Genomic DNA, 16,840 nt, shown 5'->3' with positions numbered 1-16,840 from the left:
GAACAACATGCTGCGCGCCGTCGTCGGTGCCCTGCCGTTCATACCGCGCGACGACACCCTGCCCGCACGCACCGTCACGGTCGACGAGCTGTCCATCGACCCGGCCAACGTTGCCGCCTATGCGCAGGTGACCGGGCTTCGGTTCAGCGACACCCTGCCGCTGACCTACCCGTTCGCATTGACCTTCCCCACGGTGATGTCACTGGTGACCGGATTCGATTTCCCTTTCGCCGCAATGGGTTCGGTACACATCGAGAACCACATCACGCAGTACCGGCCGATCAAGGTGACCGACACCGTCAGCGCCGCCGTACACGCGGAGAACTTGCGTGAGCACCGCAAGGGCCTGCTGGTGGACATCGTCACCGAGCTCAAGGTCGGCAATGACACGGCGTGGCACCAGGTGACGACGTTCCTGCACCAGCAGAAGACCAGCCTGTCCGGTGAACCGAAACCGGAACCGCAGAAGCAGCCGAAACTGCCGCCGCCCAACGCGGTTCTGAACATCACCGCGGGCCAGATTCGGAACTACGCGTCGATCGGCGGGGATCACAACCCCATCCACACCAACGCGATCGCCGCCAAGCTGTTCGGCTTCCCCACGGTCATCGCACACGGGATGTTCAGCGCTGCAGCGGTTCTGGCCAACATCGAGGGGCAGCTCCCCGATGCGGTCAAGTACTCCGTGCGGTTCGCCAAACCTGTGGTGTTGCCCGCCAAGGCCGGACTCTACGTCGAACGCGACGGCGAGGGCTGGGAGCTGACGCTGCGCAACCTGAAGAAGGGCTACCCACACCTCACTGCGACGGTGCAGCCCGTCTGACTGCGAAGTAGCCGGGGGCTATTGCGATTCCAGCTCAGCCGTCACGTCGCCACGGTCGAACGGGTCTTTGGAGTGGTCATAGGTGTCGCGGCATTCGCCGTAGAGGGTGACGCGCGCGTGCGCGCCCAGTGGGAGAACGTACATCAGCTCCACCACTGCTTCCACGTCGTTCTTCTGCAACGTCGCGGTGCTGTGTGAGTGGAAGTCGGGGTCGCCCTGCCATCCGTGTTGCTGCAGCGCGGTAACGAGCATCGCAGGGTCCAGCGGCGCGGACCGGTCGGCGCCCGGCATCCAGAACACCAACACGAGCTTGCCTCTGAACGGGCCCTTGTTGTCATCGGTGCAGGATTCGTAGGTGAACGTCGTTCTGGTCAGGTTGCCCCGCAACCCCAGGTCCCGGACCAGTTCTTTGCCGGCGTCGATCACCTGCGCGCGGGACTGTTGCGGTGTCATCGGTTCTTTCACTGCGTTACCACCGCCGCACCCGACCATCACACTGGTCATTGTCACTAGCGCGATCGCCGTGATCACGTGTCTCCAACGCGTACCCAATCCTCATGCTCCTCCCTCAGTTCCTAATGGCGGTGGTTGTCCTGAGCGCGCCGATCCGCCTCGGGGTCGAAGGCTTGGTCGACACCCGGGATGGTGATCGAGGTGCCGGGCACCGGGATGGGGCCCATCGGGGTTGGTATCACCACCGGAACTTTGGCATACCAGTGATCCGAGCGATGTTCGGCGGTCATCCCGTTCTGTTGCAACCGATCACCGTGTCCTGAGGCGATGTCGGCCATGTTGTACAACGATTCCGAGCCCTGTTCGAAGTATCTGCTGTGATCGGTGCCGTAGTCGCGCAACGAGGATTCGGCGTCGAATCGGGTCGATCCGTACCCCTCGATCGACGGGTCGGTGCCCAGGCCCAGGCCGGGTGCATTCATGTGTTCCCGACCGAGGTAGGTGACCGGGTCGGTGCTGGCCGCCCCCACGTACAGATGGCCGTCCGGAGGCAAGTGGAAATCGGCTGCCGATTTCGCCAGATCGGTGCCCGGGCTACCGATCAGCACAATGTCGTCGGCGCGCATACCGAACCCGGCCGCCGCATCGGCCACAGTGGTCGAGCCGTAGGAATGGCCGATCACAGTCAGGTGGCTGGAACCCAAGTGGGTGGCGTCCAGAGCGTTGACGTCGGCGGCCAACAGTTCAGCACCGTGGCGGGCCATGTTCGGCACCGCGACCGCCTGGTCGTCGGGCGCGTCATAACCCATCCACATGACGACTGCGTTCGACTTGCTCGGGTCGGCCAAACTGGTCTCGTTGTAGAGGTTGACCGGATCGGGGTTGTCCAACGATCCGCCCTTCACCGAGGTGGTGAGACCGGAGACCTTCACGGTCGTGTTGTTGGCGGTGTCGGGGTTACCGATCGCGATCGCCGCCGCACCCTTGCCGCCGAACGCCTCGGGGTCGTACTTGGTCAGAAAGATCGGTGGGTGCTGATCGTCGGTCCCGGGGAGCTTGGCGTCGCGGCCATAGCGGTCCAGCGCCTTCTGCACCTCGACCGCATTGTGGTAACGCGTGATGTCTGTGGCGGTCAGACCGTACTTTTCCGGGTGCGCCCGCACCTCGTCGACGCTGACATGGTGCGCCTCAGCCGCAGAGTTGACCCGGGCCAGATCCTGTTTCTGGATCTTCAGATTGGCCTCGCTCTTCACACCGGTCGGGATGCCGTTGAGGTTCCCGATCTTGTCCGGGTGATCGCGGAGCATCTGCGCCTTCTGCTCCGGGGTCAGCGAAAGCCACCAATCATGGATCGCGTGGGGGTCCTTGGTGTCGGGGATTTGTGGCTCGGCCTTGTCACCAGGGGTCGGTGCGCCCCCGCCGGACCCGCTGCCCGGGCTGTTGGTCAGGCCGGCCACTGCCTGCCGTACCGCTTCGTCGGTCTGTTGATCCGCCGCGTCGAACTGAGCCAGCAACTTTTTCACCGCAGCGGTGTTGCGAACCGCCAGCATGCGGACCATCAACGCGTTGACCGGGCTGAGCCGAGCGTAGAAATCCAGAGCGCTGCCCGGCCGCACCGACACCGTGCCATCCGAAGCGACCTGCCAGCCCTGACCCTCCAACTGCGCCACGGTCTGCAACACCGATGATCTGATCTGGGTCAACTGCGCGCCGCCGGCCTGCAGAGGAGCTTGCACCCGAACCATGGCCTCGTGCACGCGCCGCATCTGTTCAAGGGTCTTCTGCCCGTCGGCAATTGCCGCATCTGACGCCGTGCCCTGCCATCCTGACTTCAGCTTGTCCAGGTTCGCCTGCTGCCGATCGATCTGGGCCTGGTAGGCCGCCGCAGCCGCCTCCATCTGAGCGCCGGCGCGGGTCAGCGCCTCCGGTCGCGAGGCCTTCACCTGCTCGACGGTGACCGTCATCGACTGAACTGCTGCAATCGACGACCGAAGGTGGCGTCAGTGGCCTCATACTGCTGGGCTGCCGCCTCGAGCTTCTGCGAGTGACCGTTCAGCGCCGTAGTCACCGACTGGTTGACTTCATCGAACACCGCCTGGGCCGATTGACAGCCGCCCGCGGAGCGCAATCCCGCCATGCCGGCCGCCGCATCAGCCAGCGCCGCAGCGGCTCCGGTGTTCGACGCGGCCGCAGCTACCGATTTCTCCGCTGCAGCAACATCGCGCAACGTCGGCGCGTTTACTCGCAGGGTTGGCGTCACCCTTCGAGGATAAGTGCACCGTCACGCCGGTAAAGACACCAAATTCTGGTCAGCCGGCCCCTGCGCTCGAACTAGGCGCTCGCAACCGCCTCGCCCGAGGTCTTTCGCAGATCGGCGAATTCGGAGATCGACGCCGACGTGACCGAAGCGACCGGCCGGGCATTGGGCGCTGACGCGTCCGACTTGGACACCATCACCACGTTGTCGATGTAGGGCTGGATCGTCGTGCTGTTCTGCACGGTCGACACGATCACCAACTGGAAGCCGAACTTGCGGAACGCCGACAGGGCCTGCTGAGCGAACTGCGGATCCGACTTCGAGAACGCCTCGTCCAGCATGAGCTGGGCGAACAGCGGCCGGGTGTCGTCGCTGTCGGGGCTGGCCAGGTTGAAGCTCAGCGCCCCGGCCAGACAGAACGCCATGAGCTTCTCCTGCTCACCGCCGGAGTTGTCGCCGGAGTTGCTGTAGGTCCGGATGACCTCGCCGGTCTCGGCGTCGCGCTCCTCGCAGTACAGCACGAACCGGTTACGCACATCGAGTGCATCGCGGGTCCACTGGCGGTCCTCGGGGGTGTTGCCCGCCAACAACTTTCGCAACTGCAGGATGTCGGTGTACTGCTCGAACATCGCGGTCTCGTCGCCGAAGCTCACCAGGGACACCCGCGAGGAGATGCGCTGGGCCTTCTCGTTGAGTTCGTCGACGGCAGCCAGATGTCGGGTACCGGCATGCAGCGTCAACCGGGTACCGCGGTTGAACTCCACCGCGCCCAGCCCGGTATTGACGCGGGCGATCTGCTCGGTGATCCGCCGAGCCTCGTTGTCGGCGATCATGTGCAGGTTCAGGATCGCGCCCGGCGCCTGCTCGGTGATCAGCCGCTGCATGCGCTCGTAGGCGTCGGGCAGCTCGCGCTCGTCGATCCGACGGCACAACGCCACGTAGTCGTGCACCCGCTCGTCGAACACATCGCTGTCGTTGGGAATCGCATCGGGGAACGAGCTGTCGTAGGCGGCCATGATCCCGGCCAACTCGTCGTGAGACCGGTTGCGGTCCGCCCGCAGGCGGTCCCGTTCACGACTGATGACGCGGACCAGTTCGTTCCGGTAGAGCTCGGGTTCGAGCAACTCCAGGCTCAGCGCGATGTCGGCGGCATAGCCGTCGATCGTGTCCCGGGCATGGGACGGGAATTCGCCGGCACCGAGCCGCTCGGTCAAGACCTCGCTCAGCTCCAGCAGCGCCGTTCGCCTGCGGTCCAGGGTGGTCTCACGCTCGTTGAGCGAACCGATCTGTTGGATGACCTTCTCGACGCGCTCCCAGCAATCGTCGGCCCGCTGTTGCAGCCGTTCGGCGTCGGGATTGTCGGAGACCAGCAGATCGTGTTCGCCCTGCAGCCGCTCCAGCATCTCGTCCACCGAATCGGTGTCGATGTCACTCCACTGCATGTACTGGTCGCACAGCGCCCGGCAGGCCCGTTCCCGGGACTGCAGCTGGCCGCGGTGCTCGTCGAGCCGCTCACGGGCCGTGCGCGCCACCTGGTACACGTCCTGGGCCGCGGTCAGATCATCCTGCAACGCTTCGACTTTGGCCGCTGTTCCGCCGAGGAAGATGTAATCCGAGGGGCGCAGCCGTGACCGGTCGTCCTTGATGGAGAGACGGCCGCTGTCCTTGCGCAAGCCCTGGTCGGTCACAGCGCGGGACTGCTCGGTGAACTCCCCTGGCCCGTCGACGCACACGTAATCACCCACCGCGGCAATCACGTTGAGCGCCTCCACGGCACTGTCATGCGTCGGGTCGGCCAGTTGAAGCTTGGTGGCCAGCGTGGCCGGGGGCGGAGTCCGCAACTGCGAACCGTGCTGGACGTGCTGCAGCTGGATCCGGCCGCGCATGTCGTTCTCGTTGACGAAACGCAGCGCCCGTTCCATGTGGGCGTCGGGAACCAGCAAGCGCAATCCGGCACCGCGCAACACCTTTTCGACCGCAAGCCGCCACCGCGACTCGTCCGGCTTGAGCTCCATCAGCTCTGCCACGTAGACCAGATCGCGTTCAGAGATGTCGAGCGCCCGGGCGATACGTGCCCGCATCTCATACTCGGTTCTGGGCAGCGGGGAACCCAGGCGCTGCACCCGCTCCAACTCGGCTTCCACGCTCTCGCGTGCCTCACGAGCCCGGACTTCCTTCGCCGAGGCCTCGACGTAGGGCTGATTTCCGGTGAACAACTCGCGGTGCAGCCGGTCGGCTTCCTCCATCAAAGTCTCACGCAGCGACCAGAATTCCTCGCCGTCGTCCGGCGGGGTCAACCCCAGCGCGGTGACCTTGTCCTCGTAGCCGCTGCGCCGACGCGACACCTCCTCGCTGACCCGCTCGGCCTCGGTCAGGCGCTGTTGCAGCGGCACCAGATCCACCGTGACGGTGTTGATCTGGGCCATCAGCGAGTTGTGCTCGTTCTTGAGCTGACGCTGCTGGGTACCGAACTCGTCGCGTTGGGCGCCAAGCTGGGTGATCTGATCATCGAGATTCGCGATCTCCGGGCCGGCCTGGGCCAGCCGCACATGGTCGACGTAATCGCGGATCATGGTGTTGTCGATCGTGTCGATCACCCCGAACTTGGCGGCCTCCTCGGCATAACGCGCTTGTACCGCAGCGATGTTGCCGAGCGTGTTGCGCTTCCGCCGGGCCACGTCGAGCAGACCACGGGCCTCGACCAAGGGGTTGATCTGCTCGAGCGCCTCCTCCACGCCACTGAGGCTGGCCGGCTCGTCCAGCATGAACTCGCGGACGAACTGTTCAAGACCACCAACGCTTTTCAGCGATTTGGCCTTGCCCAGCAGCTGTTGGGCTGCTTCAGAGGCTCGGATACCGATGCTGGAGTACAACTGCGCCAGGTACTGGCTCTCGCTGCGGCCACCGGTCCAGCCGTCGTCCCGGAACACCGCGGCGTCATAGCCGTTGGACGCCCAGCGGTTGCACAGGCCGAAGATGTCGCGGTCGTCGTCGATCAGGTAGTAGCGGCTGCCCGGATCCGAGGTCTTCTCTGCGGCCAGCCATTTGAGGACCAACCCGGTGACCGAACGCCCGGTGCGGTCGCTGTAGGTGACCGCGACCGCGGACCAGGCCGGCCCCGTCCCGCGCAGGTACATGATCTGGCGGCTGGTGCCCTCGCGTCGCTCGCCCCACGCGCCGCGGACGTACTTGTCGACCGTGCGCTTGCCGGTGCCCGAACCCGCGGCGGTGGTGTCGCCCGAGGCGTTGAAGTTGCGGCGGTGTGACGGCAGGAAGGCCAGCGAAATCGCATCCAGCAGTGAGGATTTACCGCTGCCCGAGGATCCGGTGATCAGGGTGCCGTGTCGGCTGAACGGGATCGAGTGATACCCGTCGAACACGCCCCAGTTGATGACCTGCAGGCGCGACAGGGAGAACTGGTTGGTCGGGTCAGCCATGGGCGTCCACTTCGTCTTCGAGCCGTTCGGATACATCTGTGTCGTCGGAGTCATCGACGGTGCCGTTCGCGGCCCGCTTGAGCTGCTCGAACTGCTGCTGCAACTCGGTGATCATCGACGCCGTCATGATGGCGTTGACCACCGGGCTGATGGTGAAACTGTCCTCGTCCTCCCGGTTACGCCCGAGCATCTCGATGTCGGTGAGCCGCTCGATCGCGTTGTCGATCCGCTTGTCGAACGAGGCGGTATCCCGGTCGGTGTCGTTGTTCACCCCGGCGAACAGCTCGTGGATCTCGTCGCGGCTGATCAGTACGTTCTCGTCGCGCGCCGCCGCGCGCATGAGCTTGGCCAGGTGCAGGGCCAGGATCGAGTCGTAGGTGTTGAGGGTCTCGCGGCGCAGCAGCCGACGCCGCCACTGCGATTCGTAGTCGGCCTGCTCGACGTAGGCGATGTCGTGATCATCCGAAATGCACAGCCGCATATCGAGTTCCGACAGCCGCACGGTGAGTTCGGCACGGTACCGCGTCACCCACGACCACAGCTCCGAGTGGTTGTCCTTGCTGACGTAACGACGCGACAGCAGATGCTGAAGCGCCCAGCAGGCGCGGTCGGGCAGTTCGCTGACATCCCCGTCGAAGCGGGGCGCGCGCCGCTGGTCGGTGGACCGTTCGACGGCGTCGATGCTCGGCAGGGCATCGAAATCGATGACGCCGTCTTTGACGGGCGACGACTCCGGGGTGTCGGTCATAGCATGCTCTCGCTGGCAGTAGGGATCGGTTCGTTGAAAACCAGTCGGGGGATTTCGATTTCGCGGTCGGCACCCTCCAGCGACCGGAACCGCACCCGGACCGAAGGACCGTCGCCCGGTTCTCCCACCTGTTGCTTGAGTGCCCAGGACCACAGCACGATGACGTGCCCCAGGTACGCCGCGTCCAGCATGCCGATCGCGTCGGGTAGCGACAATGGCCCGTCCGCCACCGCGCCGTTGATCAACTCGGCGAGCTCAGCGGCGTCCACCTGGGACGCCAGTGCGGAGAAGGCCGACAAGTTCACCTCACCGTGCGAGGGTTCGGCCTGCGACGGCGGGACGGCGTCACGAATCTTGAATGCCACAGCGCCAATCGAATTGAAGTCCGTTCGGACCAGCGGAACCTCGATGCCGATGCGGCTGTCGGCGAGCGAAACGCTGAGCAGCTCCTGCGCGCTGGCCAGGGCGTCGTTGAGCTGACGGGTGACGCCGCGGCTGTGTTCCAGCGTGCCGGACGCGACGAAGCGTTTGATCCGTCGGGCGCAGCGCTGGCGGGTGCGGCCCACCTCGGCCGTCTGCGCCGACACCAGGCCGAAGAAACCCGTCATCACCTCACGCAGGCCCGGGTCCAGGTGCGGCAACTCACGGGTCACCGCCTCGATGTCGGCCACCAGCGCAGCCCGCTGCTCGGGGTCCTGGATCATTCGGGTGAAGGCGCTGTAGGACGCACTCTCCCGGGAGGCGAACAGCGACTCGTAGTCGTCGAAAAGCTGGCGTTGGCGCTCCCGGTAGCCGAGATCGGTATCGGCGGAGGCATCCAGCAGTCGGGTGGTGATGCGGTTCAGCATGGCGCCGTACTGCCCGATGTCGGAGACGATCTGCTCCATCTGCAAGGCGATGGCTCGTGCCTCGTCTTCGACGTCGACCAGGTCGGGTTCCGGCCGCTGTCCCTGCTCGAGAGCATCCAATTCATCACGCAGCTTGGCGATTTCGGCTTCGATGTCGGCACGGATGCGATCGGGGTCGTTGCTGACCTGGCCGGCCACGCGGCGCAGACCGGCCGCGATCCCGGTGATCGAACCGCCGGTGGCGACGGTGTCCTCCCGTCGCATGCGGCGGGCGAAATCCAGCACGGCCCGCGCCTCGTAGGTGAGGTAGCAGACATTGCGTTCGGTGTCACCGGACTGCTCGGTGATCCGGTGCAGCCAGCCCTGGCTGGCCCAGTGCTTGATCAGGGCCAGACCCGACTGGTCCGTTTCGGAGCCGAGGTCGACGAGGTCGCGTTCCAGCCGGACCACCAGGTCGGTCTCGGTGAGCTTGGCGCCGCGGTCCAGGTGGCGTTCCATCAGCGTCAGGTAGGTGGCCAGGTTGTTCGTCACCAGGAGCCGCAACGAGCGCGAATCGGCCACCTCGCGATGGAGCTGGTAGAGCTGGTCCAGCGACGAGCTGCCGGTGCCTGCCTCAGGCATTACCGGACTCTTCGGTCGCATTGAACATTCGCACCACTCTAGGCGGCCGACGCAACAGGTTCCGACGCCAGTTCGGTTTGCTGTTGGCTATCAGACCGGCCATAGTGACCGACACCTCAGCCCAGCTGCCCTAGAGTCATCCGGTGACTCCCGCCAAGGTGCCGCCGGCCGGATTGGTCCGTGCGGTCGAACGCGTTCGCCACCACCTGCGTCGCGTGCATCAGCGCACGGTCCCGCCGCCCGCGGCGATGCTGGAGCTGATCCTGGGTGCCTGGGTCGCCCAGGGCATCACCGCCGCCGCACAACTCGGAGTGGCCGACGCGCTGGCCGACGGCCCGCTGCGCCCCGAGGAGCTGGCGCGCCGCGTCGAGGCCAATCCCGACACCCTGGACCGGCTGATGCGGGCGCTGGTCAGCGAGGGCGTCTTCCGTCGCACGCGCGACGGACGCTACGCACTTAATCCGTTGGGCGACACGCTGCGCACAGACGCGCCCGTCTCGATCGCCGGGATGGCCAAATTCGTCGGCTCGCCCCAGCATCGGGAGCACTGGAGCCATCTCGCCGATGCGGTCCGCACCGGCGAGGCGGTCATCCCGAGGCTGCGCGGCAAAGGGGCGTTCGACTACATGGGCTCCGAGCCTGAACTGGGCGCGATCTTCAACGACGCTATGACCAGCGTCTCCGAGCTGGCCATTGCCCCCGTGGTCGCCGCCTACGACTTCTCCCGGTTCGGAACCATCGCCGATGTCGGCGGCGGGCACGGCCGACTGCTGGCGGCCATCCTGCAGGCCACCCCGCGGAGCCGGGGCGTGCTCTACGACCTGCCGCAGGTGGTCGACGGCGCACCGGCGATGTTGGGCAAGTACGGAACCGCCGACCGAGTCCGCGTCATCCCCGGCTCCTTCTTCGACAGCGTCCCCGCAGGCGCCGACGCCTACGTCATGAAGAACATCATTCACGACTGGCCCGACACCGAGGCACTGTCGATCCTGCGCAATGTGCGCGCCGCCGCCACACCGGGCACCACTCTGCTGCTGATCGAGGGAGTGATTCCCGACCACGACCGCGAGTTCCTGGGCAAGTGGACCGACATGGAGATGCTGATCGGGATCGCCGCGAGGGAACGCACCGAGGACGACTACCGAAAGCTGTACCAGGAGGCCGGGTTCCGGCTCACTCGCGTGGTGGAGACAGCATCACCATTCAGCCTGGTGGAGGGTGTCGCCATCTGATCCGCGTCGGCGGGCAACGACCTAGCCTGCGGTGACCGACTGTGTCCCCGCGTCCGAGGGCGTGCCCTTCAGACCGCGCCAGAACAGGTTGATCATCAACTCGGCGGCTTCGTTGACGTCGGCATCCCCGGTGCTGACCCGGCTGGCGATCGCCTCGCCGGCACCCACCAGCGCCACCGCCATCATCTCGAAATCGCTGTCCGGCTGAGGATTACGCGTACCGGTGCTGAGCAGCCGGGCCACCAGATCGATGATCCGGTCACGACCCTCCCGGACTGTGTGCGCGAATGCCTGTGAGCTGGTGGCCTGGGTATACAGCACCATCCAGGAGGCCCGGTTGGCGTCGATGTAGGTGAGGAACGCCAGCACGGCACTACGCAGCAGATCCTTGGGGCTCTGGGTGAAGTCGATCTCCCCGCGCACCACGTCCACGAACCGGGTCAGCTCCCGGTCGAGGCAGGCGCCGAACAGTTCTTCTTTGGAGCCGTAGTAGAGGTACAGCATCGGCTTGGAGATCTCGGCCTCGGCAGCGATCGCGTCCATCGACGTCTCGTGATAGCCGTTGACCGAGAAAATCTGCACCGCGGCGTCGAGCATCTGCTGTTCACGCACAGCCCGCGGCAGCCGCTTGGTTCCACCTGCCATCCGAACAGGATAAGCGTCCGGTTGAGGAACAGGGCAGCAGCTCAGCGAGCTGCTAGCAGTGCACCCCACCCTTGGCGTCAATATTGCGCTGCACCGCCGCATCCACGGCGGCCTGGTTCAGCTGACCGTCGGCCAACGCCTTCTCCAGGCCGTCGAGCACCGCGGGCACCTCGTCGGTGGTGATCCACAGCGCGTTGTCGGCCCCGGCCTGGAATGCCTTGAGCACCGCAGCAGCCACTCCGTAGCGCTGGTTGATCGCGGCCATGCTGGACAGGTCGTCGGTGTAGACCAGACCGTTGAAGCCCGGGCCCCCGTATCCGCCCGAACGCAGCAGCTCATACGCGGCGGGGCTGAGGCTGGCCGGATCGGTACCGGTCAGCCCCGGCACCTCCAGGTGCCCGACCATGACGGCCACCGGGGCCTGGGTGGTCAAGGTGGCGTAGGGCAGCAGATCGTTGGCCTTGAGCTCCTCGAGCGGCGGGGTGGTCACCGAGCCGGTGTGCGAGTCACCCGAGCCGTGTCCGTGTCCCGGGAAGTGCTTGAGCACCGGGAGCACCCCGGCCTCCCGCAGCCCGCGGGCATACGCACCGGCGTACTCGGTGACCTTGGCCGGGTCGTCACCGAAGGACCGGTCACCGATGACGGTGTCGTCGGGATCGGAGGTGACGTCGACGACGGGCGCGAAGTCGACCGTGATGCCGAGGCCGCGCATCTTCTGGCCGCGCTCCAGCGCGATGCCGTACACCTCGTCGACGGATTTGGTCTGTGCCAGCACCCGCGCCGACGGCTGCTCGCCGATCAGCGAGGACAGCCGCGAAACCCGGCCCCCCTCCTCGTCGACGGTGACCGCCAACGGCAACGGGCCGGCGGCCGAGATATCGCGCAGAGATCCTTCGTTGACCATCGACAGGTCGGTCCAGCTGCCGATCATGATGCCGCCCACGTGCTGGCTGCTCACCACCGAACGCGCGTCGTCCGCGTCCTTGACCCCGACGGTCAGCAGCTGGGCCAACTTGTCGCGGGGCGACAGGGCGGCCACATCGCATACCGGCGCGGCGGGCATCGGTGCGTGGGTGGACATCGGCTTCGTGTCGGAAGATTGAGACTCCGGCGCCGGCGTGCTCGGGGAGCAGGCCAGCAACAGTCCGGACAACGCTGCGAAAGTTGCGACGAGGCGCGGTGAAGCCATGGGGCCCGACCTTAGCCGCTGAGCAAGCCGTAATCGATTCTCTGCGTGTCGACCCACGTCCACCTGGCACTGATCGGCGGTGTTGCCGTGCTAGGTTGGCCGGGTGAACCGGTTCGTCATACCCTCCGCGGCCAGCATTGTCGTCGGCCTGCTGTTGGGGGCGGCTGCCGTTTTCGGTGTGACGCTAATGGTGCAGCAGGACACGAAGCCTCCGCTGCAAGCGGGCGACCCGGCGTCATCGGTGCTCAACAGGGTCGAGTACGGCGACCGGTCCTAGCTTGGATGTGCCGCTAACGCGGCGGGCGCTCGACGCGCCACTGTCGCGGCGCTGGTTGTGGGTGGTCGCCGCGGCGACACTGCTCCTGACTTTCGCCCAGTCGCCCGGAGAGATTTCACCCGACACGAAGCTGGACCTCACCGCCAATCCCCTGAGGTTCCTGGCTCGCGCCTTCAATCTGTGGAACAGCGACCTGCCGTTCGGGCAGGCGCAGAACCAGGCCTACGGCTACCTCTTCCCCCACGGCGCGTTCTTCCTGGCCGGCGATCTGCTGGGGATTCCCGGCTGGGTCACGCAACGACTGTGGTGGGCCCTGCTGTTGACCGTGGGTTTCTGGGGCATGCTGCGCCTGGCCGAACTCCTGGGCATCGGCAGCACCGGTTCGCGTGTCCTCGGCGCACTCGCCTTCACGCTGTCACCCCGCGTGCTGACCACCCTCGGCGCGATCTCGTCCGAGACGCTGCCGATGATGCTGGCGCCGTGGGTGCTGGTACCGATGATCCTGGCGTTCCGCCAGGATCGGAACCTGCGGCTGATGGCTGCCCGGTCGGCGGGCGCCGTGGCGCTGATGGGCGCGGTGAACGCCGTCGCCACCCTGACCGGCTGCCTGGCAGCGATCATCTGGTGGGCCTGCCACCGCCCGAACCGGCTGTGGTGGCGGTTTACCGCGTGGTGGTTCGGCTGCACGGCACTCGCCGTCGCCTGGTGGGTCGTGGCGCTGGTGATGCTCGGTCGGATCAGTCCGCCGTTCCTGGACTTCATCGAATCCTCGGGCGTCACCACGCAGTGGATGTCATTGACCGAGATGCTGCGCGGCACCCATACCTGGACCCCGTTCGTGGCGTCTACCGCCACTGCGGCGGCGTCACTGGTGACGAGCACGGTCGCGGTGCTGGCCACGACCTTGGTGGCGGCAGCCGGCCTGGCCGGGTTGGCGCTGCGTTCAATGCCTGCACGGGGCCGGCTGATCACCATGCTGTTGATCGGCGTGGTCCTGCTGGGCCTGGGCTATTCCGGGGGGCTGGGCTCCCCGGTCGCGACGGCGGTCCAGGATTTCCTGGACGGCACAGGCACGCCGCTGCGTAACCTGGCCAAGCTCGATCCGGTGCTGCGGCTACCGCTGGCGCTGGGTCTGGCTCATCTGTTGGGCCGGATCCCGCTGCCGGGCAACGCGGCCCTGCCGGTGTGGGTGCGGGCATTCGCCCGGCCCGAACGCGACAAGCGCATCGCGGTGGCGATCGTGGTGCTCGCCGCACTGGCCGCCGGAACCTCACTCGCCTGGACGGGCCGGATCGCCCCCGCCGGAACCTTCACCGCCATCCCGCAGTACTGGCACGACACCGCGGACTGGCTCGACGAACACAACACCGACCGGGGCCGGGTCCTGGTCGCACCCGGCGCCCCGTTCGCCACCCAGACCTGGGGCAACAGCCACGACGAGCCGTTACAGGTGCTCGGATCCAGCCCGTGGGGGGTGCGGGATTCGATCCCGCTGACACCGCCGGAGACGATCCGCGCACTGGATTCGGTGCAGCGGTTGTTCGCCGCCGGTCGCCCTTCTGCGGGGCTGGCCGACACCCTTGCCCGGCAAGGCATTTCGTATATCGTACTGCGCAACGATCTGGATCCCGACGTTTCCCGGTCGGCCCGGCCGGTGCTGGTGCACCGGTCGATCGAAGGGTCTCCCGGGCTGTCCAAGGTCGCCGAGTTCGGCGACTCGTCGGGTCCCGGGACGCTGGAGGGCTTCGTCGCCGACAGTGGTCTGCGACCGCAGTACCCCGCCGTCGAGATCTATCGGGTGGACACCGGCGGAACCAACCCGGCCGCGCCCTATCTGGTCGACACCGACGCGATGACCCGGGTGGCCGGTGCACCCGAGGCGCTGCTGCGTCTCGACGAACGCCGACGCCTCGCCGGCCGACCCCCACTGGGGCCGATGCTGCTGACCGCCGATGCCGAACGGGCCGGCCTGCCGGTACAACCCGACGGATCGGCCGGGGTGATCGTCACCGACACCCCGACCGCGCGCGAGATCGACTACGGCCGCGTCGACGACCACGCCTCGGCGATCCGCACCCCCGACGACGCCCGCCATACCCACAATCGGGTCCCGGACTACCCGACCGACGGGGCCGCACCGGTCTACGGCAAGTGGAACGGCGGACGGGTGTCGGTGTCCAGTTCGGCCGCGGACTCCACTGCACTGCCCAACGTCGCGCCGGCCACCGGACCCGCTGCCGCCATCGACAGCGACGGCTCGACGTCGTGGGTGTCCAACGCCCTTCAGGCCGCGGTCGGCCAGTGGTTGCAGGTCGATTTCGATCACCCGGTCACCAACGCCACCTTGACCATCACCCCCAGCGCGACGGCGGTCGGTGCCCAGGTGCGCCGCATCGAGGTGGCCACCGCGACCGGCACCAGCAGCCTGCGCTTCGACACCGCCGGCCAGCAGTTGACCATCCCGCTGCCGGTCGGTGAAACGCCGTGGGTCCGGGTCACCGCGGTCGCCACCAACGACGGTTCGCCCGGCGTGCAGTTCGGCATCACCGATCTGTCCGTCACCCAGTACGACGCCTCTGGATTCGCGCACCCCATCAACCTGCGGCACACCGTGGAGGTTCCCGGTCCTCCAGCGGATTCGGTTGTCGCGCAATGGGACCTGGGCACAGAACTCCTGGGCCGGACCGGCTGCGCCGACAGCCCGGCCGGGGTCCGGTGCGCGGCTGCACTGGCGCTGGCCTCCGAGGAGCCGGTGAACCTCAGCCGCACGCTCACGGTGCCCGCCCCCACCGAAGTCGAGCCGACGGTGTGGATCCGGTCCCGCCAGGGACCCAAACTCGCCGATCTGGTCGCCCAACCCGGAACCACCCGCGCCTCCGGTGACGCCGATCCGATCGACGTGCTCGGTTCGGCCTATGCCGCCACCGACGGCGACCCGCGGACGTCCTGGACCGCGCCGCAGCGCGTCGTTCAGTTCAAGGCGCCGCCCACGCTGACGCTGAAACTGCCTGCGCCCACCGAGGTTGGCGCGCTGCGGATCGATCCCGGCGCCAGCCAACCGCCGGCGCATCCGACGCTGGTCTCGATCGACCTGGGCGACGGTCCGCAGGTACACAAGCTCCCCGGCAACGGTGAGGCTCAGACCGCGCACCTCAAACCGCGGGTGACCGACACCATCACCGTGTCGCTGCTCGCCTGGAACGACATCATCGACCGCACCTCGCTGGGCTTCGACCAGCTCAAGCCGCCCGGGCTGGCCGAACTGACCGTCCTCGATGTCCACGGCAAGCCCGTCGCCCCCGCCGACTCCGCCGCCAATCGCAAACGGACGGTGTCACTTCCGTGCGGTCAGGGTCCCATCATCGGCGTGGCCGGGCAGTTCATCCAGACCTCGGTGCGCACCACCGTGGGGGCACTGCTCGACGGTGATCCGATTGCGGCCCAACCCTGCCGGACCGGCCCGGTCACTCTGCCCGCCGGCCAACAGGAACTCCTGGTGAGCCCGGGCGCAGCATTCGTCGTCGACGGGGTCGTCCTCAATACCCCGGAGGCCGCTCAGCTACGCGTGGCCACAACAACTCCCGTCGCCGCACCGGTGTGGTCACCGGACCGCAGGCAGGTCGAGTTGCCGGCATCAGGGAAACCGCGGGCCCTGGTGGTGCCCGAAAGCGTGAACCCGGGATGGATCGCGCGGACCGCCGATGGCACCGCACTGAAGCCGGTGAAGATCAACGGTTGGCAGCAGGGCTGGGTGATCCCGGCCGGCGAGAGTGGACCCGTCACGTTGTCCTTCCCCTCGAACCGGCCCTATCGCGTCGGGTTGATCGGTGGACTCGCACTGCTGCCGGTGCTGGCCCTGTTGGCCCTGTGGCCGGCGCGGCGCCGCGATCTGGATCTCGATCCTGTGCAGCCGTGGCAGCCGGCGCGGCCGCTGGCGTCGGCCGCGGTACTCGCGGTGGGTACGGCGCTGTCGGGTCTACCGGGATTACTTGTAGCGGGTGCCGCCCTGGGAGTGCGCTACCTGCTGCGTAATCGCGACGCCTGGCAGGAGAGGCTGACGGTGGCCGTGGCGGCGGGCGGCCTGACGCTGGCCGGTGCGGCGCTGAGCCAGTACCCCTGGCGGTCGGTCGACGGGTATGTCGGACACTCGCCGTGGGTGCAACTGGCGGCGCTGCTGTCAGTCATCTCCGTTGCGGTATCCACGATCACCTTTGCCCGATCACCCGAGCCGATCGTCACACCAAAAGCACCGGAGCCCACCGATCCGGAGTAAACGGGCACTTCGCCGACGGATTCAGTGGAGCTGTTGA

At 66.9% G+C, this 16,840-nt stretch carries 12 protein-coding genes; 4 read left to right on the top strand and 8 right to left on the bottom strand.

Annotated features, from left to right (window positions below; translation table 11 throughout):
* Nucleotides 1-7: 7 nt before the first annotated feature.
* On the top strand, nucleotides 8-823 hold the full coding sequence (locus AC4ELH_RS28810; RefSeq protein ID WP_498888252.1) for a MaoC/PaaZ C-terminal domain-containing protein: 816 nt from the start codon (nucleotides 8-10) through the stop codon (nucleotides 821-823).
* A gap of 18 nt (nucleotides 824-841) precedes the next feature.
* Here the strand turns inward: AC4ELH_RS28810 and AC4ELH_RS28805 are convergent, their stop codons facing one another.
* The 6 genes from AC4ELH_RS28805 to AC4ELH_RS28780 all read right to left on the bottom strand — a co-directional run bounded on the left by AC4ELH_RS28805 (nucleotide 842) and on the right by AC4ELH_RS28780 (nucleotide 9,187).
* Nucleotides 842-1,288, bottom strand: a complete 447-nt coding sequence (locus AC4ELH_RS28805) for a lipoprotein LppJ family protein (RefSeq protein WP_131812658.1) — start codon at nucleotides 1,286-1,288, stop codon at nucleotides 842-844.
* Between the two features lie 110 nt (nucleotides 1,289-1,398).
* Complete coding sequence (locus tag AC4ELH_RS28800; RefSeq protein ID WP_498888219.1) at nucleotides 1,399-3,240, bottom strand: alpha/beta hydrolase; 1,842 nt, start codon at nucleotides 3,238-3,240, stop codon at nucleotides 1,399-1,401.
* Nucleotides 3,237-3,536: a type VII secretion target gene (locus AC4ELH_RS28795; protein WP_064882136.1), complete on the bottom strand. Its 300-nt coding sequence runs from the start codon at nucleotides 3,534-3,536 to the stop codon at nucleotides 3,237-3,239. Before AC4ELH_RS28795 ends, AC4ELH_RS28800 begins: the two co-directional genes overlap by 4 nt.
* Nucleotides 3,537-3,607: 71 nt before the next feature.
* The gene (locus AC4ELH_RS28790) at nucleotides 3,608-6,970 is read right to left on the bottom strand and encodes an ATP-binding protein (RefSeq protein ID WP_064882134.1); all 3,363 of its coding nucleotides are present in this window, start codon (nucleotides 6,968-6,970) and stop codon (nucleotides 3,608-3,610) included.
* Complete coding sequence (locus AC4ELH_RS28785) at nucleotides 6,963-7,718, bottom strand: DUF4194 domain-containing protein (protein WP_064882132.1); 756 nt, start codon at nucleotides 7,716-7,718, stop codon at nucleotides 6,963-6,965. Before AC4ELH_RS28785 ends, AC4ELH_RS28790 begins: the two co-directional genes overlap by 8 nt.
* Nucleotides 7,715-9,187: a DUF3375 domain-containing protein gene (locus tag AC4ELH_RS28780; protein WP_064957882.1), complete on the bottom strand. Its 1,473-nt coding sequence runs from the start codon at nucleotides 9,185-9,187 to the stop codon at nucleotides 7,715-7,717. The genes AC4ELH_RS28785 and AC4ELH_RS28780 overlap by 4 nt, the downstream gene beginning before the upstream one ends.
* Before the next feature lie 143 nt (nucleotides 9,188-9,330).
* Between AC4ELH_RS28780 and AC4ELH_RS28775 the strand changes: the two genes are divergently transcribed.
* On the top strand, nucleotides 9,331-10,419 hold the full coding sequence (locus AC4ELH_RS28775) for a methyltransferase (protein ID WP_498888215.1): 1,089 nt from the start codon (nucleotides 9,331-9,333) through the stop codon (nucleotides 10,417-10,419).
* A gap of 21 nt (nucleotides 10,420-10,440) precedes the next feature.
* Here the strand turns inward: AC4ELH_RS28775 and AC4ELH_RS28770 are convergent, their stop codons facing one another.
* Together AC4ELH_RS28770 and AC4ELH_RS28765 are read right to left on the bottom strand one after the other, a co-directional pair.
* A complete protein-coding gene (locus AC4ELH_RS28770; protein ID WP_064933861.1) occupies nucleotides 10,441-11,064 on the bottom strand; it encodes a TetR/AcrR family transcriptional regulator in 624 nt (207 codons plus the stop codon).
* Nucleotides 11,065-11,116: 52 nt separating this feature from the next.
* Nucleotides 11,117-12,253 carry a glycoside hydrolase family 3 N-terminal domain-containing protein gene (locus AC4ELH_RS28765; protein ID WP_064882123.1) on the bottom strand — a complete coding sequence of 379 codons (1,137 nt, stop codon included), beginning with the start codon at nucleotides 12,251-12,253 and terminating at the stop codon, nucleotides 11,117-11,119.
* 103 nt (nucleotides 12,254-12,356) lie between these two features.
* Here AC4ELH_RS28765 and AC4ELH_RS28760 point away from each other — a divergent pair, with 103 nt between their 5' ends.
* A complete protein-coding gene (locus AC4ELH_RS28760) occupies nucleotides 12,357-12,530 on the top strand; it encodes a DUF2613 domain-containing protein (protein ID WP_003881739.1) in 174 nt (57 codons plus the stop codon).
* A 40-nt stretch (nucleotides 12,531-12,570) separates the two neighbouring features.
* The gene (locus AC4ELH_RS28755; RefSeq protein WP_498888250.1) at nucleotides 12,571-16,803 is read left to right on the top strand and encodes an alpha-(1->3)-arabinofuranosyltransferase; all 4,233 of its coding nucleotides are present in this window, start codon (nucleotides 12,571-12,573) and stop codon (nucleotides 16,801-16,803) included.
* Nucleotides 16,804-16,840: the final 37 nt, after the last annotated feature.

Source organism: Mycobacterium shunyiense (genome assembly GCF_058270075.1).
Note: the sequence above shows the minus strand (reverse complement) of the source record. Positions and strands in the feature narration are given on the sequence as shown.